This window comes from Micromonospora sp. DT31 (assembly GCF_049841795.1).
Lineage (GTDB): Bacteria > Actinomycetota > Actinomycetes > Mycobacteriales > Micromonosporaceae > Micromonospora.
Map to the genome: position 1 here is coordinate 122765 of NZ_JBNCKZ010000006.1, position 18036 is coordinate 140800.

Annotated in this window: 16 protein-coding genes; 7 read left to right on the top strand and 9 right to left on the bottom strand. The window is 72.1% G+C overall.

Annotated features, from left to right (window positions below):
* The first annotated feature begins 96 nt into the window (after window positions 1-96).
* Window positions 97-1026, top strand: a complete 930-nt coding sequence (locus tag ACLQ2X_RS12715) for a hypothetical protein (protein ID WP_425681201.1) — start codon at window positions 97-99, stop codon at window positions 1024-1026.
* Here the strand turns inward: ACLQ2X_RS12715 and ACLQ2X_RS12720 are convergent.
* The gene (locus tag ACLQ2X_RS12720; protein ID WP_425681202.1) at window positions 1004-1255 is read right to left on the bottom strand and encodes a hypothetical protein; all 252 of its coding nucleotides are present in this window, start codon (window positions 1253-1255) and stop codon (window positions 1004-1006) included. The genes ACLQ2X_RS12715 and ACLQ2X_RS12720 overlap by 23 nt on opposite strands.
* A 13-nt stretch (window positions 1256-1268) precedes the next feature.
* On the bottom strand, window positions 1269-3122 hold the full coding sequence (locus ACLQ2X_RS12725) for a hypothetical protein (protein WP_425681203.1): 1854 nt from the start codon (window positions 3120-3122) through the stop codon (window positions 1269-1271).
* A gap of 408 nt (window positions 3123-3530) precedes the next feature.
* Between ACLQ2X_RS12725 and ACLQ2X_RS12730 the strand changes: the two genes are divergently transcribed.
* On the top strand, window positions 3531-3896 hold the full coding sequence (locus tag ACLQ2X_RS12730; protein WP_425681204.1) for a VOC family protein: 366 nt from the start codon (window positions 3531-3533) through the stop codon (window positions 3894-3896).
* A 32-nt stretch (window positions 3897-3928) separates the two neighbouring features.
* On the top strand, window positions 3929-4663 hold the full coding sequence (locus ACLQ2X_RS12735; RefSeq protein WP_425681205.1) for a YqjF family protein: 735 nt from the start codon (window positions 3929-3931) through the stop codon (window positions 4661-4663).
* Between the two features lie 53 nt (window positions 4664-4716).
* On the opposite strand, the gene yidD is transcribed toward ACLQ2X_RS12735, so the two are convergent.
* Complete coding sequence (yidD, locus tag ACLQ2X_RS12740; RefSeq protein ID WP_425681206.1) at window positions 4717-5088, bottom strand: membrane protein insertion efficiency factor YidD; 372 nt, start codon at window positions 5086-5088, stop codon at window positions 4717-4719.
* Between the two features lie 120 nt (window positions 5089-5208).
* On the opposite strand from yidD, the gene ACLQ2X_RS12745 reads away from it, so the two are divergent.
* Complete coding sequence (locus tag ACLQ2X_RS12745) at window positions 5209-6069, top strand: AraC family transcriptional regulator (protein WP_425681207.1); 861 nt, start codon at window positions 5209-5211, stop codon at window positions 6067-6069.
* Here the strand turns inward: ACLQ2X_RS12745 and ACLQ2X_RS12750 are convergent.
* On the bottom strand, window positions 6066-7232 hold the full coding sequence (locus tag ACLQ2X_RS12750) for an aminoglycoside phosphotransferase family protein (protein ID WP_425681208.1): 1167 nt from the start codon (window positions 7230-7232) through the stop codon (window positions 6066-6068). The two genes, ACLQ2X_RS12745 and ACLQ2X_RS12750, sit on opposite strands and share 4 nt — an antisense overlap.
* A 74-nt stretch (window positions 7233-7306) precedes the next feature.
* On the bottom strand, window positions 7307-8515 hold the full coding sequence (locus tag ACLQ2X_RS12755; RefSeq protein ID WP_425681209.1) for a hypothetical protein: 1209 nt from the start codon (window positions 8513-8515) through the stop codon (window positions 7307-7309).
* Between the two features lie 226 nt (window positions 8516-8741).
* Here ACLQ2X_RS12755 and ACLQ2X_RS12760 point away from each other — a divergent pair, with 226 nt between their 5' ends.
* Both ACLQ2X_RS12760 and ACLQ2X_RS12765 read left to right on the top strand, forming a co-directional pair.
* Window positions 8742-10283: a gluconokinase gene (locus ACLQ2X_RS12760; protein ID WP_425681210.1), complete on the top strand. Its 1542-nt coding sequence runs from the start codon at window positions 8742-8744 to the stop codon at window positions 10281-10283.
* 22 nt (window positions 10284-10305) lie between these two features.
* On the top strand, window positions 10306-11805 hold the full coding sequence (locus ACLQ2X_RS12765; RefSeq protein ID WP_425681211.1) for an SLC13 family permease: 1500 nt from the start codon (window positions 10306-10308) through the stop codon (window positions 11803-11805).
* Here the strand turns inward: ACLQ2X_RS12765 and ACLQ2X_RS12770 are convergent.
* Window positions 11802-13061, bottom strand: a complete 1260-nt coding sequence (locus ACLQ2X_RS12770) for an MFS transporter (protein WP_425681212.1) — start codon at window positions 13059-13061, stop codon at window positions 11802-11804. The two genes, ACLQ2X_RS12765 and ACLQ2X_RS12770, sit on opposite strands and share 4 nt — an antisense overlap.
* Before the next feature lie 106 nt (window positions 13062-13167).
* Between ACLQ2X_RS12770 and ACLQ2X_RS12775 the strand changes: the two genes are divergently transcribed.
* Complete coding sequence (locus ACLQ2X_RS12775) at window positions 13168-13758, top strand: CGNR zinc finger domain-containing protein (protein ID WP_425681213.1); 591 nt, start codon at window positions 13168-13170, stop codon at window positions 13756-13758.
* A 352-nt stretch (window positions 13759-14110) separates the two neighbouring features.
* Here the strand turns inward: ACLQ2X_RS12775 and ACLQ2X_RS12780 are convergent, their stop codons facing one another.
* From ACLQ2X_RS12780 to ACLQ2X_RS12790, 3 genes are all read right to left on the bottom strand, one after another.
* Window positions 14111-14869 (bottom strand): MerR family transcriptional regulator, encoded by a 759-nt coding sequence (locus ACLQ2X_RS12780; protein ID WP_425681214.1) that lies wholly within the window; start codon window positions 14867-14869, stop codon window positions 14111-14113.
* A 110-nt stretch (window positions 14870-14979) separates the two neighbouring features.
* Window positions 14980-15612: a hypothetical protein gene (locus ACLQ2X_RS12785; RefSeq protein WP_425681215.1), complete on the bottom strand. Its 633-nt coding sequence runs from the start codon at window positions 15610-15612 to the stop codon at window positions 14980-14982.
* A gap of 128 nt (window positions 15613-15740) precedes the next feature.
* The gene (locus tag ACLQ2X_RS12790; protein WP_425681216.1) at window positions 15741-18020 is read right to left on the bottom strand and encodes a putative bifunctional diguanylate cyclase/phosphodiesterase; all 2280 of its coding nucleotides are present in this window, start codon (window positions 18018-18020) and stop codon (window positions 15741-15743) included.
* Window positions 18021-18036: the final 16 nt, after the last annotated feature.

Here is an 18036-nt window from a genome sequence, read left to right on the forward strand (position 1 = left end):
TTCGCATTCTCGACCGGGAGCTTACCGTGAGTGAGCAATCGCTTTCGGACGGCACGCGGGCTTCCGTCGATGATCCGGGTGGTCGAGGATCGCTGGATGCGCTCGCGTCCACCCGGCCCCGGCCTCCTGGCAGCATGGCTGCTGGCGACCGTGCCGGCCCCGCTGCTGTTCTTCGACTGGTCCCACCGGTGGGAGGAGGACCAGCCGATCTCCACCGCGCTGTGGTGGCCGGTGCTGGCCGCGCCCGTCTTCGCCGCCCTGGCCGCGGCCCGGCAGCCCCGCCGCGCCGGCCTCCCCCTGGCCGTCACCGGGTCCACCCTGGCCACTGCGGTGCTGCTGGGCGTGTCGCTGGCCTTCTTCCGGTGGGTGGTCCCGTTGACCGGTGAGGCCCGCTGGGGGCGGGCACTGCTCACCGGCCTGGCGCTCGCGGTCGGCGGCGCGCTGGTCGGGTACGCCGCCGGCACCCGCCTGCCCGAGCGCGACGCCCGGCCGGCGTCCCCACGCGGCTGGCTTGTCGGCGGGCTCGCCGTCGCGCTCGGCGCGCTGCTGGCGCAGACCGCGGTCCGGCTCGGCGCCGAGGACAGCACGACCGACCAGGGCCGTGAGTACGGCGGGGTCGGGCCCTACGCCACATCGGCGGGCCGGTTCACCGCGCCGGCCGCCGGCACGTACGCGATCTTCTCCGGGTCCCTGGCCGAGCCGGACTGCCAGGTCACCGACGGCGCGACGGTCCGGAGCGCCGAACCGGTGTCGGTGCCGCCGGCCGACTACGGAACGGACGCGGCGACACTGGCCTGGGTGGCCACCGTCCGGGTGCCGGCGACCGGGGCCTGGACGTTGAGTTGCCGCACCGCCGATCCGGAGGCGTCATACGTGGTCGGCGACGTGCCGGAGATACGCGGGGCCGTGCGCTCGCTGATCCACTGGCCGGTGGGCGTGATCTGGTTGATCGGCGCGGCTCCGGGACTGCTGATCCTCGGCGACACCGTCCGGCGGCGCCGGGCTACTGGCTTCCCTCCGAGGTGAAACCCTGCCAACCGTCCGCTCCGGTCACCGTCGGGGTGGGCAGCACATGCCGGCTGATGCTGGCCGCGTCCTCCTCTCTGATCTTGTCCACCAGCGCGTAGACGATCGCATTGAGCGCGAGATGTTGCGCTCGGGTGGTCACCACGGTCATGTCCACGATGTCGCTGTCCGGCACCTCTGCCCGCCGTACGACGAGACGCCCGTCGCCCCACTCCTCGTTCTGCTCCACACCCGCACCTCCGTCAATCCGCGTTGCTCGTTGTCTGGCCTGGTTCGACGTGCTTGTTCGCCACCGCTCGCTCCTGCGCATTCAGGTAATACCGCGTGGCCTGCTGCCGCTGGCGAATCAGGAAGGTGGCGAGGACCAGCGCGAGGAAGGACAGCACCAGCCAGAGGACATCGGTACGGACCTCGTGCGGGAGTCCGGCAAGGCGCATGGTCACCTCGGTCGGCAGGCGTTTCGCGGCGTCGAGGACGTACAGCAGCACACCCGCGAACGACAGGAACATCACCGAGTGAAGGCCGAAGTACGCGATGAGCGAAGCGCGACCGACCCGCTCCTGGTCGAGTCCCCGCCCCAGGGCGCCTGCGACGAATGCGGGCAGCGCCAGCACGAGCGCGGGCAGACCGACGGCGGCCGCGGCATTGTCCAGACCGGCGCGGGACAGCGTGAAGAAGAGAAGCACGATCGCGGTCAGCGTGGCCAGAGTCGCTGCGTTGCCCAGTGCGCCTGGTGGAATCTCTCGCAGGTAGACGATCGACTTGAAGTCCCAGGACACCCGTTCGCCGGGTCCGATCGACCTCAGGTCGCCCCAGCGTCCGTGTCGGCGGACGTACAGATGCGCCACCGGGCGGGCCTGCTCGTGGTGAAGTCGGACGTACTGTTGAAAGCCGTTGATCTTGAAATGGGGCTGCCGGAGTATCTCTCGGCCACCCAGCACCTCAAGATGATGGCTGAAGACATAGCAACCCGCCGGGGCGAGCAGTTCGAAATGGTAGCTTTCCGCCTGGAGTGCCCTTGTCATCGGCACGTCGAGCGTGAAGGGCGCCAGACCGAAGCGCGCCCTCAGCTTTTCGTACGGGCTGACGTGCATCCTTTCCGGCGAGTAGAGGGAGCTGTAGGTGACCAGGACGTTCATCGTCTCCGGAACCGGCACCTCGCCGACCACGACATAGCTCCTGGCCAGCACCTTGCAGATGTCGAGAATCTTGTCCCGCCAGACCGCGGAGATCTCCTCACTGAGTCCGGTGACCTGCTTCAGCGCGTCCTGCACCTCCTCCCACGCGGATTTGGGAGCGTCGGTCAACCTCGCCCCGCCGGTTCGGACCGGAGGCGCAGCCGGGCGACAGATCGCCACGATCACCCGCGCCATGATGTCGCGGTCCGACGTCCTGAGCACAGGGGATGTGGGCCGCTGAGCCGTCTCCTGCCGGGCCAGCAGGAAGAGGGACTCGATCGCGAGCGCGGTGAGACCGCGAACCTCCCGCTGGGAGAGGACCGAAATGGTCTCGCCCTTCGCATCGGTGGCGCTCACCAGATCGAACAGCAACCCCTTTCGCGCCGTCACCAGCGGGATCAGTACGCCGGTCGCGCCTCGCTCGCTCCGGGGCCCCTCGTCGGAACGGGGATCGGTGCCGGCGGGTCCGGCGGCACTCCCGGCGCCGGTTGCGCCGGTGTCGCCCATCCGACGGACCGACCGCGGCAGGTCGATCCGGTATTGCAGCGTCGTCCGGACACGGAGCATCCGCCCGTTCGGCTCGACCTCGTCGTGAACCCTCGCCAGCGAACGTGGCGGATCGAGCAACAGGTTGATGAAGCAGGCGATCGCGTAGGGGTCGTAGTTGCGGGCGACGTAACTCGCGGCCTCCTGTATCTCCTCCCGGCTCGGAGATTCGGCGACCGGCGCGCCGGGTGCCATTGCTTTGAGGTTGGGTGTTTCCCGCAGCAGCACCAGCACCACGAAAGCGCCCACCGCCAGGGCTCCGAAAATGATGTGCACGGCCAGGTTGGCCCACGGAAACTCGACGAGCGCAAGGAGGAGAAATATCAGGAGGAGTGCCGTCACCGCCAGGAACGCGAGCCGTTTCGGCAGCATGCCGAATCCTTCGGATCGGCTGTCCTTCGGAGGATCTGACGCCACAGGCCACACTCCCCGGATTGTTCGGCGCCCGGAGGGCCCAATCCTGACCGGCCCACCCAGCGCAGTTCATCGCTGCGGTCTCATGCATTCCGTCCGTCCATGGTGTCAACCCGCCCCGGAATGTCAACGGACGCTTCGGTCCGTCCTGAGTGCACGATCGACAAGGGCGCGGCCGTTTCCACCCGCCTGGCCGGAATTCGCCGCCGACATTGACGCTTCTCACGACGATTAGGGCGCTGTCGCGTATGCGACACGGAGCGTCCGGGGCGATCGCCGGGCTCGCCGGCGCGGAAGTGTCGGGGGTGGGTCGTAACCTGACGCGGTCCTCGACCATCTGCGGGGGCAGTGAATTCAGGAGGCCCTGTGCTCGACCACTTCTCCGTAGCGGTACGCGACCTGGCGGCCAGCGGCGCGTTCTACGACGCCGTGCTCGCCCCGCTGGGCGGGCGGCGGCTGATGGAACCCGGCGCGATCGGCTACGGCGTCCAGGCGCCCGACTTCTGGGTGGAGCCCGCCCCGGCCGGCACCACACCTGCGCCGGTGCACATCGCGTTCGCCGCCGCCGACCGGGCCACGGTGCGCGCGTTCCACGACGCGGCGGTGGCAACGGGTGCGGAGGTGCTGCACGCGCCGAAGGAGTGGCCGGAATACCACCCCGGCTACTACGGCGCGTTCGTCCGCGACCCGGACGGCAACAACGTCGAGGCGGTCTGCCACCGGCCGGAGTGACTCCCGGTGCGTCCGGGAGGCAGGATGGACCGGTGGAGATCGAGCCGGTCCAGCACGCACCCGAACGCGCGATCCGCCGGGCCTGGCTGGCGCAGCGCTGGCACGATCTCGCGTTCCTGCACTGGGCGGTCCCGCCGGAACGGGTCGCCCCGCTGCTGCCCGCCGGCACCCGGCCGGACACGCTCGACGGGCTCACCTACGTCGGGCTGATCGGTTTCCGGATGGTCGGGGTGGGGCTCGGTCGTGGCCCGGGCGTGCCCTACTTCGGCTCGTTCTGGGAGACGAACGTCCGGCTCTACTCGGTCGACGGCTCCGGGCGGCGCGCGGTGGTGTTCCGCTCGCTGGACGCGTCCCGGCTGGTGCCGGTGCTGGTGGCCCAGCTCAGCCTGCGCCTGCCCTACAAGTGGTCGGCCATGCGGCTGGACCGGGACGGCGACACGCTCACCTACCGTTGCCGCCGCCGCTGGCCCGGCCCGGTCGGGACGACAAGCCGGATGGCCGTCCGCGTCGGCGCGCCGATTCCCGAACCGACGCCGCTGGAACACTTCCTGACCGCTCGGTGGGGCCTGCACACCCGCGCGTACGGGCATACCCGCCACCTGCCGAACTGGCATCCACAGTGGCCGCTGCACCGCGCCGAGCTGCTGCACCTGGACGACGAACTGGTCACGGCCGCGGGGCTGCCCGCACCGGACGGACCGCCGGTGAGCGTGCTCTACTCCCCCGGTGTACCGGTCGTCTTCGGCGGCCCCACGTCGGTCGACTGATCACCCACCCCGCCGCGACACGCGAGGCGGGACGGGCGGGTGGGCGGGTGGGGTCAGCGCAGGGGGTCGCGGGTGCCGTGCGGGACGTCGGGACGACAGCGGCGTACCCGGTCGGCGGCCATCCGACCGCCCACCGCCAGCCCGTACCGCTCCACGGCCGCGAGCCCGTACGCACTGCATGTCGGCGTGTAGCGGCACGTCGCCGGCCAGCGGTGCGACAGCCACCGGCGGTAACCGAGGATGGCGGCCCGGCCGGCGCGGTCCACGGCGGGCCTGCGCACGACGCCCGCAGTCACCGAGCCGAGGGTGAGCAACATCGAGAAGAGTCCCAGGTCGCAGCAGCCCGGACCGTTGCAGGTGGGCACGTCGCAGTCGCACCCGTCCCGGTTCTTCTTCTTGTTGTGGTGCCGCTTCCGAAAGATCACCACATCATGATGCGACATCCCCGCCAGCCGGGAGGAGGCGACCGGACCGGGTCGGTTGTGATCGGGCCGACCGGCGGCCGGAGACCTAACGTCGAGGGCGTAACCAGGAAGGAACACCGGGTGCTGGATCGGCTCAACGCGGCGCTGGACCACCTCGAACAGCGGCTCGACCGACCGCTCGACGTGGCCGCGCTGGCCCGGATCGCCGGCGTGTCGGAGCACCACTTCGGCCGGCTGTTCTCGGCGCTGGCCGGACTGCCGTTGTCGGAGTACGTGCGCCGCCGCCGGATGACGCTTGCGGGCGCCGACGTGCTCGCCGGGCGGGAGTCACTGCTCGACGTGGCGGTCCGCTGGGGGTACGGCTCGAACGAGGCGTTCGCCCGCGCGTTCCGGGCCGTGCACGGCGTCGGGCCGACGCAGGCCCGGCGCAGCGGTGCGGCGCTGCGGTCCCAGCCCCGGATGTCCTTCCGGCTCGTCGTCGAAGGGAGCACCAGCATGGACTACCGGATCGTCACCAAGGACGCCTTCCGGCTCGCCGGGTTGAAGGCCCGGGTGCCACTCGTCCACGAGGGGATGAACCCCCACATCGTGGCGTTCATCAGGGGCATCGACCCGGCCGCCGTACGCCGGATCGAGGCTCTGTCGGACCAGGAGCCGCGCGGCATCGTCAACGTCAGCGACGACCTGGGCGGTTCCCGCGACGAGGGCGCCGAGCTGGACTACTGGTACGGGGTGGTGACTGGCGCGGAGGTGCCGGACGACCTGGCCGGCCTGCCGGTCGAGGCCGGCGACTGGGCGGTGTTCCGAAGTTCCGGGGCGTTCCCGGTGGCGGTGCAGCACCTGTGGCGCACCGTGTTCACGCAGTGGTTCCCGTCCAACCCGTACGAGACGCGGCCGGGGCCGGAGATCTCGCGGGTGCAGGTCGCCGGGGACGGCGCCACCGCGGACGCGGAGCTGTGGATCCCGATCCGCCGGGTCTAGGGTCGCGCCGCCGCCACGGCGCGCGCCAACGCGGCCGGCACGTCGTGCACGTGGTAGGGGTGCTCGCTCGGCTCGATCGCGGCGACGAACATCGCGTACACGGCGGCCTGCCGCAGCGCGGCGACCGGCCGGAGCAGGTCGACGGCCCGTTCCGGGTCGCTGCCGGGCACGTCGGTCCGCCACCGCCGCGCCCAGCCGCCGACCAGCCGACGTGCGCCCGCAGCGCCGACGTCCTCGGTGAGGCGCAGGATGTCGAAGGCGGGATGGCCGACGAACGCGTCCGCCCAGTCGATCACGACCCGTCGTCCGTCGTCGCCGCGCACGTTGCCGGGGTGCAGGTCGCCGTGCACGAGCGTGTCGGGCAGTCCGCAGTCACGCACCCGCCCGAGCCGGTCGTCGAGTCCGGCGAGCAGGTCGGCCGCGGCCGACACGTCGTATCCGGCGAGCCGGCCGCGGATCCAGCGCGCCAACGTCGTCCCCCGCAGGTCGGGCACCCCCGCCGCGAGCAGTTCGTCGACGGCCGCGCAGGCCCGCCGCTGCACCTGGTGGTGCGCGGCCGCGACGGCGGCTCGCTCCGCCTCCGGTGCCCCGTACCGGTCCGCACCCGGCACGTCCTCCAGCAGCATCCGCCCCTGTGCACCGACGGCGAGCAGCACCGGCGCGCCGGGGAGGGCGAGCCACCGGAGGACGGTGGGCTCGTGGCGGGCGAAGGCGGGAAGCTGTTTGAGCCACGCCGCGCCGTGCGTGGTGTCCAGGCGCCAGATCGCGGACAGGTTCCAGGTGCGCTGCTGCGCCACCGCCGTCACGGTGCGGCCGAGCCGGCGCAGCTCGCCGGTCGCCCAGGCGACACTGCGGGCCGGTCCGCCCGGGTGCGCCCACGGCGGGCGCCGCGGATGCGGCGCGAGGTCCACGGCGACCGGTTCCAGGGGTACGGCGGGCGGCTCGGCGACCTGCGCCAGGTAGCGGACGTGACCGCCGGGCGGCGCGGGCCGGTCGGCGTCGAGCAGCCGCAGCACGGCCACGTCGAGGCCGTGATGGCGGCGCGCTCCGGCGACGACCGAGTCGACCTGCTGCCACCACGGTTCGGGCACGTCGAACGGCGGCAGCGCGCCCAGCGGGCGGCCGGTGGCGTCGAGCAGGACCAGGGTCACGGTGCGGGACACAGCCGGACGGTAGCCGGGCGCGCGCACCTGGCGCGACCGGTTGGGCCGGGGGGCCGTGGCCCCCGCGCGTCGGGTCAGGTCCACATGGTGCGGCGCCACCCCTGATGGCCGGCGCACACGTCGCGCTGCCCGCCGGTGCGGCTGATCGCGCCGTCCCGGCACTGCACCAGCCAGCCCTGGCCGGACCAGAAGTCCGGTACGCACTCGAACCAGTCGCAGACCCCGGCGGCCGGCCGGCGGATGCGCTGGCCGCCGCAGAAGTCGTACCCGAACGGGTTGGTGGGTGCGCCGCAGCGGCGCTCGGCGGGCGGCTGTGGCGTGCCGCGCGACGGCCCGGGGCGTTCCCGGGACGGTTCCGAGCCGGCGGTGGGGCGGGCCTCGACGGCCGGTGCGACGTTCGGCGAGCCGGTGGACGTCGGGACGGCGGTGGACGCCGGGGTGACGGTGGACGTGGGGACGGCGGTGGGCGTGGGGGCGGCCGGGGTGGCCGCGGCGGCGCGCTCCGAGCCGGCCCGGGTGGGCGGGTTGGCCTCGACGAGCATGGCCGGCAGGATCAGCGCGAGCGCCGCGGCGACCGCCAGGGTCCGCCGCCCGCCGGGCACCAGAGCGCAGAGCCGGGCCTGGGCGGGGGTGAGGATCGCCGGGCGCTGCGGGCGGGTCGCCGCGTGCTCGTCGATCAGCTCGTCCAGTTCGGCCACCACCGCGGCGCGTTGCTCGATCGCGTCGGCGAAGGCGAGCGTCAGCGTGAAGCGGAAGTCGGCCACCGCCCCGGTGGCCAGCAGCAGCCCCGAGGTGCGCCGCCGGTCCAGCACCTGGATCAGGGTGACCGGCGCGGCGGGGTCGTGGGACAGCCCGGTCATCCGCCCGTACGCCCAGTCGCGCCGGCCGCGCCCGCCGAGCAGCGCCAGCCGGCGATTGGTGAGCACGGCCAACCCGGCGTCGATCACCCTGACGCCTTCGGGTCGGCGCGCGCGGAGCACCCGCGGTTCCGGGCCGATCCGCAGCTCGGGGGCGGGCAGCACGGCGGTGTGCCGGACCTCGACCAGTTGCGCGGCCGGCAGCGTCCAGAAGACCACCTCGTCGGGGGCCAACTCCATCGGCAGACCCACGCCGGCCTGCGCCGACCCGTGGAAGGACACCGCGAGGGTACGCAGGCGGCGCAGTTCGTCGTCGCGGCGCCGCCACGCCTCGTCGGCCGCACGGAAGAGCCGCTGCCGCCGCTCGTTCTGCCGGTGCGCCCACCGGTACCGCCATGTGGAACCCGTCGAATCAGTCTTCGTCACGCCGACTCCTCCGCCGCGCGAGCCCACCCGGGTGTCATTCATGTCAACTGCGGAGCAGGGGGAGGAAGAAACGCAAAAGTCGCCAATTAGACCGATCGGCTGATTGACCACCACCATCGGCGGAATCTCCGGCCTCCTACTTGTCATGCGCGTCGATGGACGGGTCGGTAACGTCACGAACACGGTGGGGAGCGGACCGCGCCCCCGGGGGCGAGGAGGTACGGCGGTGGACGACCCGGCCGTGGTGGTGGGCGTGGACATCGGCACCACGAGCACCAAGGCGGTCGCGTTCGACACCGGCGGGCGTCAACTGGCCAGCCACTCGATCGGCTACCCCCTCGACGAGCCACTTCCCGGCCGGGCCGAGCAGGACCCGGAACTGATCCACCAGGCCGTGCTCGGTGCGATCCGCGCCGTCGTCGACGAACTGAGCACCCCGGTCGCCGGGCTGTCGTTCAGCACCGCCATGCACAGCCTGATCGGGCTGGACGCGGATGGCAGGCCGCTCACCCCGTCGATCACCTGGGCCGACTCGCGGGCCAGCGCGCAGGCCGAGCGGCTGCGGGCCGTACCGTCCGGGCTGGCCCTGCACCGGCGCACCGGCACCCCGGTGCACCCGATGGCGCCGCTGCCCAAGCTGGTCTGGTACGCCGAGCAGGAGCCGGCGCTGCACGCGCGGGTCGCGTACTGGGTGGGCATCAAGGACCTCATCCTGTGGCGGCTCACCGGGACACTCGCCACCGACCACTCGGTCGCCTCGGCCACCGGGCTGATGGACATCCACCGGCTGGCCTGGGACCCGGAGGCGCTGCGCGTCGCCGGCGTCACCGAGGCGCAACTTCCCCGGCTCGTCCCCACCACGCAGGTGCTGCCCGGGCTGACCGCCGTGGCCGCCAGGGCCACCGGGCTGCCCGCGGGCACTCCCATCGTGGTCGGCGCCGGTGACGGTCCGCTGGCCAACCTGGGGCTCGGCGCGGTACGCCCCGGCGTGGTGGCCTGTTCGATAGGCACCAGCGGCGCCATGCGGGTGGCGGTGGAGCGCCCCGGCGTCGACCCGCTCGGTGGCGTGTTCTGCTATGCGCTCACCGAGGACCGCTGGGTCGTCGGCGGCGCGATCAACAACGGCGGGATCGTGTTGCAGTGGGCCAACGACGCGCTCGCGCCGGAGTTGGGCGAGCACGCTGAGGAGGAACTGCTCGACCTGGCCGCCCGCGCGCCGGTCGGCTCCGGTGGGCTGATCATGCTGCCGTACCTGCTCAGCGAGCGGGCGCCGCACTGGAGCGCGGTGCCGCGCGGCGCGTACGTCGGGTTGACCCACGGTCACGGCCGGCCGCATCTGGTCCGGGCCGCGCTGGAGGGGGTCTGCCAGCAGCTCGCCCTGGTCCTCGCCTCGGTCCGCGCGGCCGGCAACGAGGTACGCGAGGTCCGCGCCGGCGGCGGCTTCGCCCGCAGCCCGCTGTGGCGGCAGATCCTCGCCGACGCGCTCGGCATGCCGGTGCGTTTCCCCGCCGGACACGAGGGCTCCGGCTTCGGGGCCGCGCTGCTCGGCATGCAGGCGCTCGGTCTGATCGAGTCGATCGAGGTGGCCGCCGACCTGGTACGGATCGACGAGACGGTCCACCCGGACCCGGCCGCCGCCGCCACGTACGCGGCGCTGCTGCCGCTGTTCTCCGAGTTGTACGACGCGCTCGTGCCCACCTTCGCCTCACTGCGCCGGCTGGCCCCCGGCCTGCCACCGGAACCGGCACCAACCTCCCCTCCCCCCTGACCGACCGAAGGTCGTGATTGCCGTGGTCACACTGCTCGCCGCACCCGCGGAGCCCCTCACGAACGCCGGTGACACCCAACTCGTCGTCGCCGCCCTGTTGGGCATCGCCGCGGTGGTGCTGCTCATCGCATGGGGCAAGGTGCACCCGTTCCTGGCGTTGATCCTCGGTGCGGCGGTGCTGGGCGTGGCCGCCGCCGTACCCGCCGACAAGATCGTCACCTCGTTCAGCGGCGGGGTGGGCTCCACCGTCGGCGGTGTCGGCCTGCTGATCGCGCTGGGCGCGATGATCGGTGGCCTGCTGGCGGAGTCGGGCGGAGCCGACGGCATCGTCGAACGTGTGGTCGGCCGGGTCTCCGGTGGCGCGTTGCCCTGGGCGATGGCCGGTGTCGCCGCGCTCATCGGGCTGCCGTTGTTCTTCGAGGTCGGTGTGGTGCTGCTGGTGCCGATCGTGCTGCTGGTCTCCCGCCGGGTGGACGTGCCACTGATGAAGATCGGCATTCCGGCGCTGGCCGGCCTGTCGGTGCTGCACGGCCTGGTGCCGCCGCACCCCGGCCCGCTGGTGGCGATCGACGCCCTGGGCGCCAACCTCGGTCAGACGCTCGCGCTGGGCCTGCTGGTGGCCGTCCCCACGGTGATCGTCGCGGGGCCGGTCTTCGGCAGTTTCATCGCCCGGTACGTGCCGGCCACCGCCCCGGAGGCGCTGCTGCCCACCCGGCGGGACCCCGGCGACCGCAGCCCGACCCGTCCCGGCGACGGACGGGCCGACGCAGACGGCGACCTGGTGGCCGACGACGACCTGGCCAACCCGGGTGCCGGCCGACCCGGCGCGCCGATCGACGAGCCGGTTTCCCGCCGTACGCCGGCGTTCTGGGCGGCCGTGGCCAGCGTGCTGCTGCCCGTGGCGCTGATGCTGCTGCGGGCGATCGGCGAACTGACCCTCGACGAGGGCACCGCCGGCCGCCAGGCGCTGGACATCGTCGGCACCCCGATCGTCGCGCTGCTGGCCGGGGTCATCTTCGCCATGGTCTTCCTGGGCTACCGGACCGGCTTCAGCCGTACCCAGGTCTCCGGTTTCCTGGGCGGCTCGCTGCCGGCGATCGCCGGCATCCTGCTCATCGTCGCGGCCGGCGGCGGTTTCAAGCAGGTGCTCGTCGACGCCGGGGTGGGCAGCCTGGTGGCCGACGCCGCCGAGGGCGCCAATCTCAACCCTCTGCTGCTGGGCTGGCTGGTCGCGGTGGGCATCCGGGTGGCCACCGGATCCGCCACCGTCGCCACCATCACCGCCGCCGGCATCGCCGCGCCGCTGGCCGCCACGCTCCAGGGCCCCGAGGTGGCCCTGCTGGCCCTGGCGATCGGATGCGGGTCGTTGTTCTTCTCACACGTCAACGACGCCGGCTTCTGGCTGGTCAAGGAGTACTTCGGGCTGACCGTGGGGCAGACCGTCAAGAGCTGGTCGGTGATGGAGACGATCATCTCGGTGGTCGGTTTCCTCGGCGTGCTGCTGCTCGACGTCTTCGTCTAGCGGTACGCGATCGGCGGACGGTGGTGCGGGGTTGTCTCGGCGTCGCGGAGGGCTTGGGTGGTGACCCGGGAGGCGAGCAGGAGTGCGGCGAGCCCGAGTCCGAGTGCTGCGGCGATGAAGGGGGCGCGGATCCCGAGGCCGCGCCCGAGCAAACCGCCGGCGAGGGCCCCGAGGGGGACGACACCCAGGACGATGAGGCGGTAGGCGGCGGTGACGCGGCCGAGGAGTTCGTCGGGGACCGCCGCCTGGCGCAGGGTGCTGACGACGATCTGGTTCAGCGAGGTGGCGATGGCAGCGCAGAACATGCCGGCCAGGGCGAGGGGTGTGTGGTTGCCCAGGCCGAGGATGGCGTAGCTGGCGGCCGGGGTGAGGGCGGCAAGCCAGGTGACGGGGCCGCCACCGACGCGGGGCACGACGTGTTCGGCGAGGAGCGAACCGGCGATCGCGCCGGCGGCGGGAACGGCGATGAACAGGCCGTAGTGCGAGGCGGATATCTGGTACGGGCCGGTGATCAGCAGGACGAGCACCCCGCCGGTGGCCGCCCCGAAGAAGTTGGTCGCCGCCGAGATGAACGCGACTCGGCGCAGCAGGTCATGGCGCCAGAAGTAGGCCCATCCGGAGCGGATGTCCTGGGTGATGGTGGTCGGCGTCGAGCGGCGGCGCTCCTGTTCCTCGTTGGTGGGGCGCAACGCGGGCAGCAGCAGGGCCGCCAGGCCGGCGAGGGCGAACGCGGCCGCGCCGGTGTAGAAGGCTGCTGACGCGGCGAGCGCGAACAACGCCGCTCCGGCAGGCGGACCGACGAAGGTGTTGATGACGGACTGGGTCGCGAACAACCGCCCGTTGGCGCGTTCGAGCTGCTCGCGTGGCAGGAGGCGGGGTGGGATGGCCAGTGCGGCGTTGTCGACCATCGTCTCGGCGCAACCGGCCAGGAACACCGCGGCGTAGAGCAGTGCGACGTGGCGCCATCCGTTCGCCAGGGACACGGCGAGCAGGGCGAACGCGACCGCGCGCAGCCAGTTGCCAGCGGTGAGGATCCGACGTCTGTCGACCCGGTCGGCGATCACACCGGCCGGAAGCGTGGCGACCAGCCAGGGCAGGAACTGCACCACCGTCATGCCCGCCACCACGAGCGGGTCACGGGTCAGCGTGGCGACGAGCAGCGGCGCTGCGGCCTGCAGCAGCCCGTCGGCGAGATTCGAGGACGCTTGAGAAGCCCACAGTGCCGTGAACGATCTGCGTGGGGCGGCGGCAGCCACGATCGGTCTCCAGGCACTTATCACGGGTGATTAGACATTCGACCATGAGCCTGTCAGGAGATCGCCTCACATGCAACAATGCTTTTGGCCATGAGAGGAGCCGACGGTGAGGTTCGGCCACGTCGCGGGCGACCGCATGCTCGACCTGGTGAACACCGTTGACTGGCGCCTCGACGGGCGCGCACGCAGAGAGAACCTGAATACCTTCTCCGACGTCGTCGACTGGTGCGTGGAGTCCGACCTGATCAGCGCAGACGAGGCCGCGGCTCTGCTCGACCTCGCCGGCCGGGACGACGCCCGGGCCGAGCGGGAACGACAGCAGGTCGTCGAAGCCCGCGAGAGGGTCTACGCAGCCCTGTTCGAGGATGACCCCGAGGCCGCCGCGGACCTCGCGGACATGTACCGGGCAGCGATCGCCGCATCCGACCTGGTCCGCTCCGGCGACTGCTGGCAGTGGCGAGACCGGGAGACCGACCTCCGCCTGCCCCGCCATCGCATCGTCCGCGGGCTCGTGGCGCTCACCGAGCGGGCCGACCTCGACCGCCTCCACCAGTGCGAGGACGCCAGGTGCGGCTGGGTCTATCTCGACACCTCACCGCGGCGGAACCGCCGCTGGTGCAACACGAAGGACTGCGGCGACCGCAACCGCGCCCGCGCCTACTACGCCCGCCAAAAGGCGAAGAGCCGCCGCCCCTAATTCCTCCACCTCCTGCGACCGCTTGATCACGACGCGCGAGGCTCCATGACGCCCCGGGAGTGGTCACCCTTCCTCAAGTCGCTGTCGAGCTGATAGCGCAGGCGACTCACTCGACCCGCAACGCGAAGCGCCCCGCCTCCGCCACCGCCGGTCACCGGCACCGGCACCGGCACCGAACGGCCACGGCCACGGCCACGGCCACGGCCACGGCCACGGTTGGTGATATCACCAACGACTCAGCTCGAAAGGCGGGCAGAACCACTCGCTGCCGGTAGCCCGCCAACGCCGTCGACGACTCGACGGAACGCGGTCGGTCCGCTACGCCAACCGCGCAGCGGACCGACCGCCGTCGTCAGGCTCGGCTGATCGCGTTGGCGTGGATCGCCTCGTTCAGGTAGGCAGCCATACCCGGGCGCATCGTCTCGAAGTACGCGGTGAACCGCGGGTCCGCCACGTACATGTCGGCCAGGCAGGTGTGCATCTCGTAGGAGCAGTCGTAGAACCAGCGGTTGATCAGCTGCCTGTGCTCCTCGGCCAGCGCCATCGCCTCCGGACCGTCCGCCGGGGCGCCGGAGTCCAGCACCGCGCTGATCCGCCGGGCCCAGTCCTCGTTCTCCGCCTTGTTGCGCCCCCAGTCCTCCTTCGAGTAGCGGCCGGTGCGCTCCCGCGACTGCCGGTACGCGTCCGTGTCACCCCAGCGCTGATCGACCTCATCGGCGTGCTCCGCCGGGTCGAAGTCCCCGAACACCTCGAACCGTTCCTCGGGCGTCAACTGGATCTCCAACTTTCTCGCCTCCATCGCGCGTTCGATCGCCGCGACCATCTCCTGGAGCTTCCCGATCCGACCGGACAGCAGCTCGTGCTGCCGGCGTAGGTGCGTGGCCGGGTCGACATCCGGGTCGTCGAGGATCTCGGCGATCTCCTCCAGCGGGAACCCCAGCTCGCGGTAGTAGCGGATGAGCTGCAACCGGTCCAGGTCCGCGTCGTCGTAGCGGCGGTAGCCCGCCGACGTGCGCCCGCCGGGCCGCAGCAGCCCGATCTCGTCGTAGTGGTGCAGCGTCCGGACCGTCACCCGGGCCGCCCGCGCCACCTGTCCCACCGTGTACGCCATCGGTTCCCCCCCTTGCCCGACCAACGCTCCCGCCTCCCGTCGCGTGAGGGTCAAGCTGGGACAACAGAACGCCCCCGACCAGGATCGGCCGGGGGCGCAGCGCGTGGGGGTCAGCTGGTGACCTTCTCCTTCTCCGGAGCGGCGAAGGTGGCGTTGGCCGGGGTACGGAAGGCGTGCACCAGGCCGGCGGCCGAGAGCAGCACGAGCAGGCCGGCGCCGAGGTACAGGGCCAGGGCGCCCTGGCCGGCCTTACGACCGAACTCGCTGAAGCCGTACGAGGTGAGCAGCAGGCCACGCAGCGTCTCGCCCTTGAACACGGTCTCCCGCTGGGCGCTCACCTCGGCGAGCTGCTTCTGCAGCTCGGGCAGGTTGGCGGCCTTGCTCTGCTCGGCCTGGGTGACCTGCTCACGCAGCGCGCTCTGCGGCTCACCGAGGTCGGCGTACGTCTTGCCGCCGGCCATGGACTTCAGGTGCAGCCCGATGTACTCGTTGGCGTAGCACTCCGCCTGCTTGCCGGTGGTGAGCCTCTCGCCAGCGTACTCGCGCAGGCAGTCCACCTTCTTCTCCTCGTCGGTCAGTTTGTCCGCCGGTGTGAAGGTGATGTTCTGTGCGCCTAGCTGATCGCGTACGTAGTTGTTGGCGAAGTTGGCGTTCGTCGTCAGCACGATGCCGACGACGAGCAGCAGGACCGCCAAGCCGAACCCACCGATGCTGAACAGCAGGTCGAGCGTCCGTCGCTTCATGTGGAACCCCCATTTGGAAGATCAATTAGTCAGGTCGTTGATCACCATAGTGGCGGGGATGGGTGGGCGCGAACAGGGCCGAAACCCTCGGACCAGCCGGGACCTTCGCCCCCTGTCTGTCCGGACGGTCAGCGTGCCGCGCCCGCCGCGGCCAACGCGGGAAGCAGATCGGGCAGGGCGGCTGGGCGGCCGTACCGCCAGCCCTGGCCCTGCCGGCAGCCGATCGCGGTGACCGCCGCGTGCTGCGCCCCCGTCTCCACCCCCTCGGCCACCACGGCCAGGTCGAACGCGCCGGCCAGCCGGTTGACCATCTCCACGGTGGCGTACGCGCGGGCGTCACCGGCTCCCAACCGGGACACGAACGACCGGTCGATCTTCAACTCGGTGGCCGGGATCCGGTGCAGGTAGCTCAGCGAGGAGTAGCCGGTGCCGAAGTCGTCGATGGCGATGCGGATGCCCAGGTCACGCAGCTGGGACAACCGGTCCAGCACGGCCTCGCTGCCCTCGATCAGCGCCGACTCGGTCAGTTCCAGGGTGAGCGCCCGCGGTGGCAGCCCGGCCGCGCCGACCGCTCCGGTGACGGTGGCGATCAGGTCGGGCCGGCGCACGTGGGCGGCGGCGACGTTCACCGCCACGGTCACCTCGGGCGCGTGTTTCCGCCAGGTCGCCGCCGCCCGGCAGGCCTCGTGGATGACCCACCTGTCGATGGCCACGATCAGCCCGGTCTCCTCGGCCAGCGGCAGGAACCGCGCCGGGGTGAGCACCCCCAGTCGGGGATGCCGCCAGCGCACCAACGCTTCGGCGCTGCGTACCGTGCCGGTGTTCAGGTCGACGATGGGCTGGAACTCCACAAGCAACTGACCCTCGTCGACCGCGCGCCGCAGGTCGGCGATCAGCTCGGCCCGGCTCACCGCCGACTCGCGCAGCTGCGGCGTGCAGGTCCGGTACGCGGACTTGCCGGCGGCCTTCGCCGCGTACATGGCGATGTCGGCGTCGCGGAGCAGGTCGGTGTGGGAGGCGTGCTGCGGTCCGTACTCGGCGACGCCGATGCTGGCCGACGGGTGCACGCCCAGATCCTCCTCGCCGGATCGCGGTTCGAGGGCGGCGAGCAGTCGGGCCGCGAGCCGCTCGGACTGCGCCGCGCCGTCCCCGGCCACCAGCACCGCGAACTCGTCCCCGCCGAGCCGCGCGATGATCCCGTCCGGGCCGACCGCCTCCCGCATGCGCGTCGCGGTGGTGCTGAGCAACCGGTCCCCGGCGGCGTGCCCGAACCGGTCGTTCACCTGCTTGAACCCGTCGAGGTCGAGGAGCACCACGGCGACCGGCCCGCCGTCGCGCAACGCGCGGCGCAGCAGCCGGACGAAGGTGAGCCGGTTGGGCAGTCCGGTGAGCTGGTCGGAGTACGCGAGCCGGCGCAGCCGGCCGACCAGCCGCAGGTTCTCGTTCGCGGCCAGCCCCTGGCGCAGCGCGAGGACGCCGAGCAGGGCCATCATGCCGACGAAGACGACGTGCGGGGTCTGCCCGGTGGGTCGCCGTGACAGCAGGACGGCGACGATCGCACCGCCCACCGGCAGGTACGGCAACGCGACGCGCCACCACGGCGGCAACGGTGACTCGCCGATGTCGTCGTCGGCGTCCTCGCCGGCCGGAGCCGGATGGCGGGTGGCCAGGCCGACCAGCAGGTAGCTCAGCGGCCAGCAGACGTCGACCGGGTGGCCGGGGGCGTAGGTGCCGTTCGCGACGAGGGAGACGTAGACGGCGTCCGCACCGGCCCGGATGGCCAAGGCCGCCCCGATCACCGACAGCGCCCGCCACATCGACCGGCCCGGTCCGGCGACCGCCACCAGGATGGTGAGTTGCATCAGGTCGAACATCGGGTAGAGCAGGCCGAACGTCCGAATCGGATCGGCCAGGCCCGCCTCGGTGATCTCCTGGAACACCACCACCCAGCCGATCGGGATCAGGGCCAGCCCGACGATCACCCCGTCGAGCAGGGTGCGGGTCCGGCCGGTCATGCTGCGCGGGCCGGTGCGGGCGCAGAGCAGCGCGCCGGTGCCGGTGACGATGCCGGCGGCGAACAGGCCCCCCACCAGCGGCGTGTGGGGCAGGCCGAGCCCGCCGAGCCGTTCGACGGTCCACACCGCACGACCGAGGGCCGCGAGGATCATGGTGGCCGCGAGCAGCTCCCAGAACCGGCGTAACGCCACCGGCGGGCGTCGGGAGGCGCCGAAGCACAACACCGCCGCCCAGCTCGACACCGCCATCGCGCCGAGGTCGCTTACCAGCGCCGCACCCGGCAGTCGGGCGACCAACCAGGTCATCTCCGCGAGTACGACGACGGCGGCCGCGACAAGTCCGAGACGGCCGGCGAGCGGATGACGGACCGGCGCCGAGACGGTGCGGCTCACGTCGTGCGGGGATACA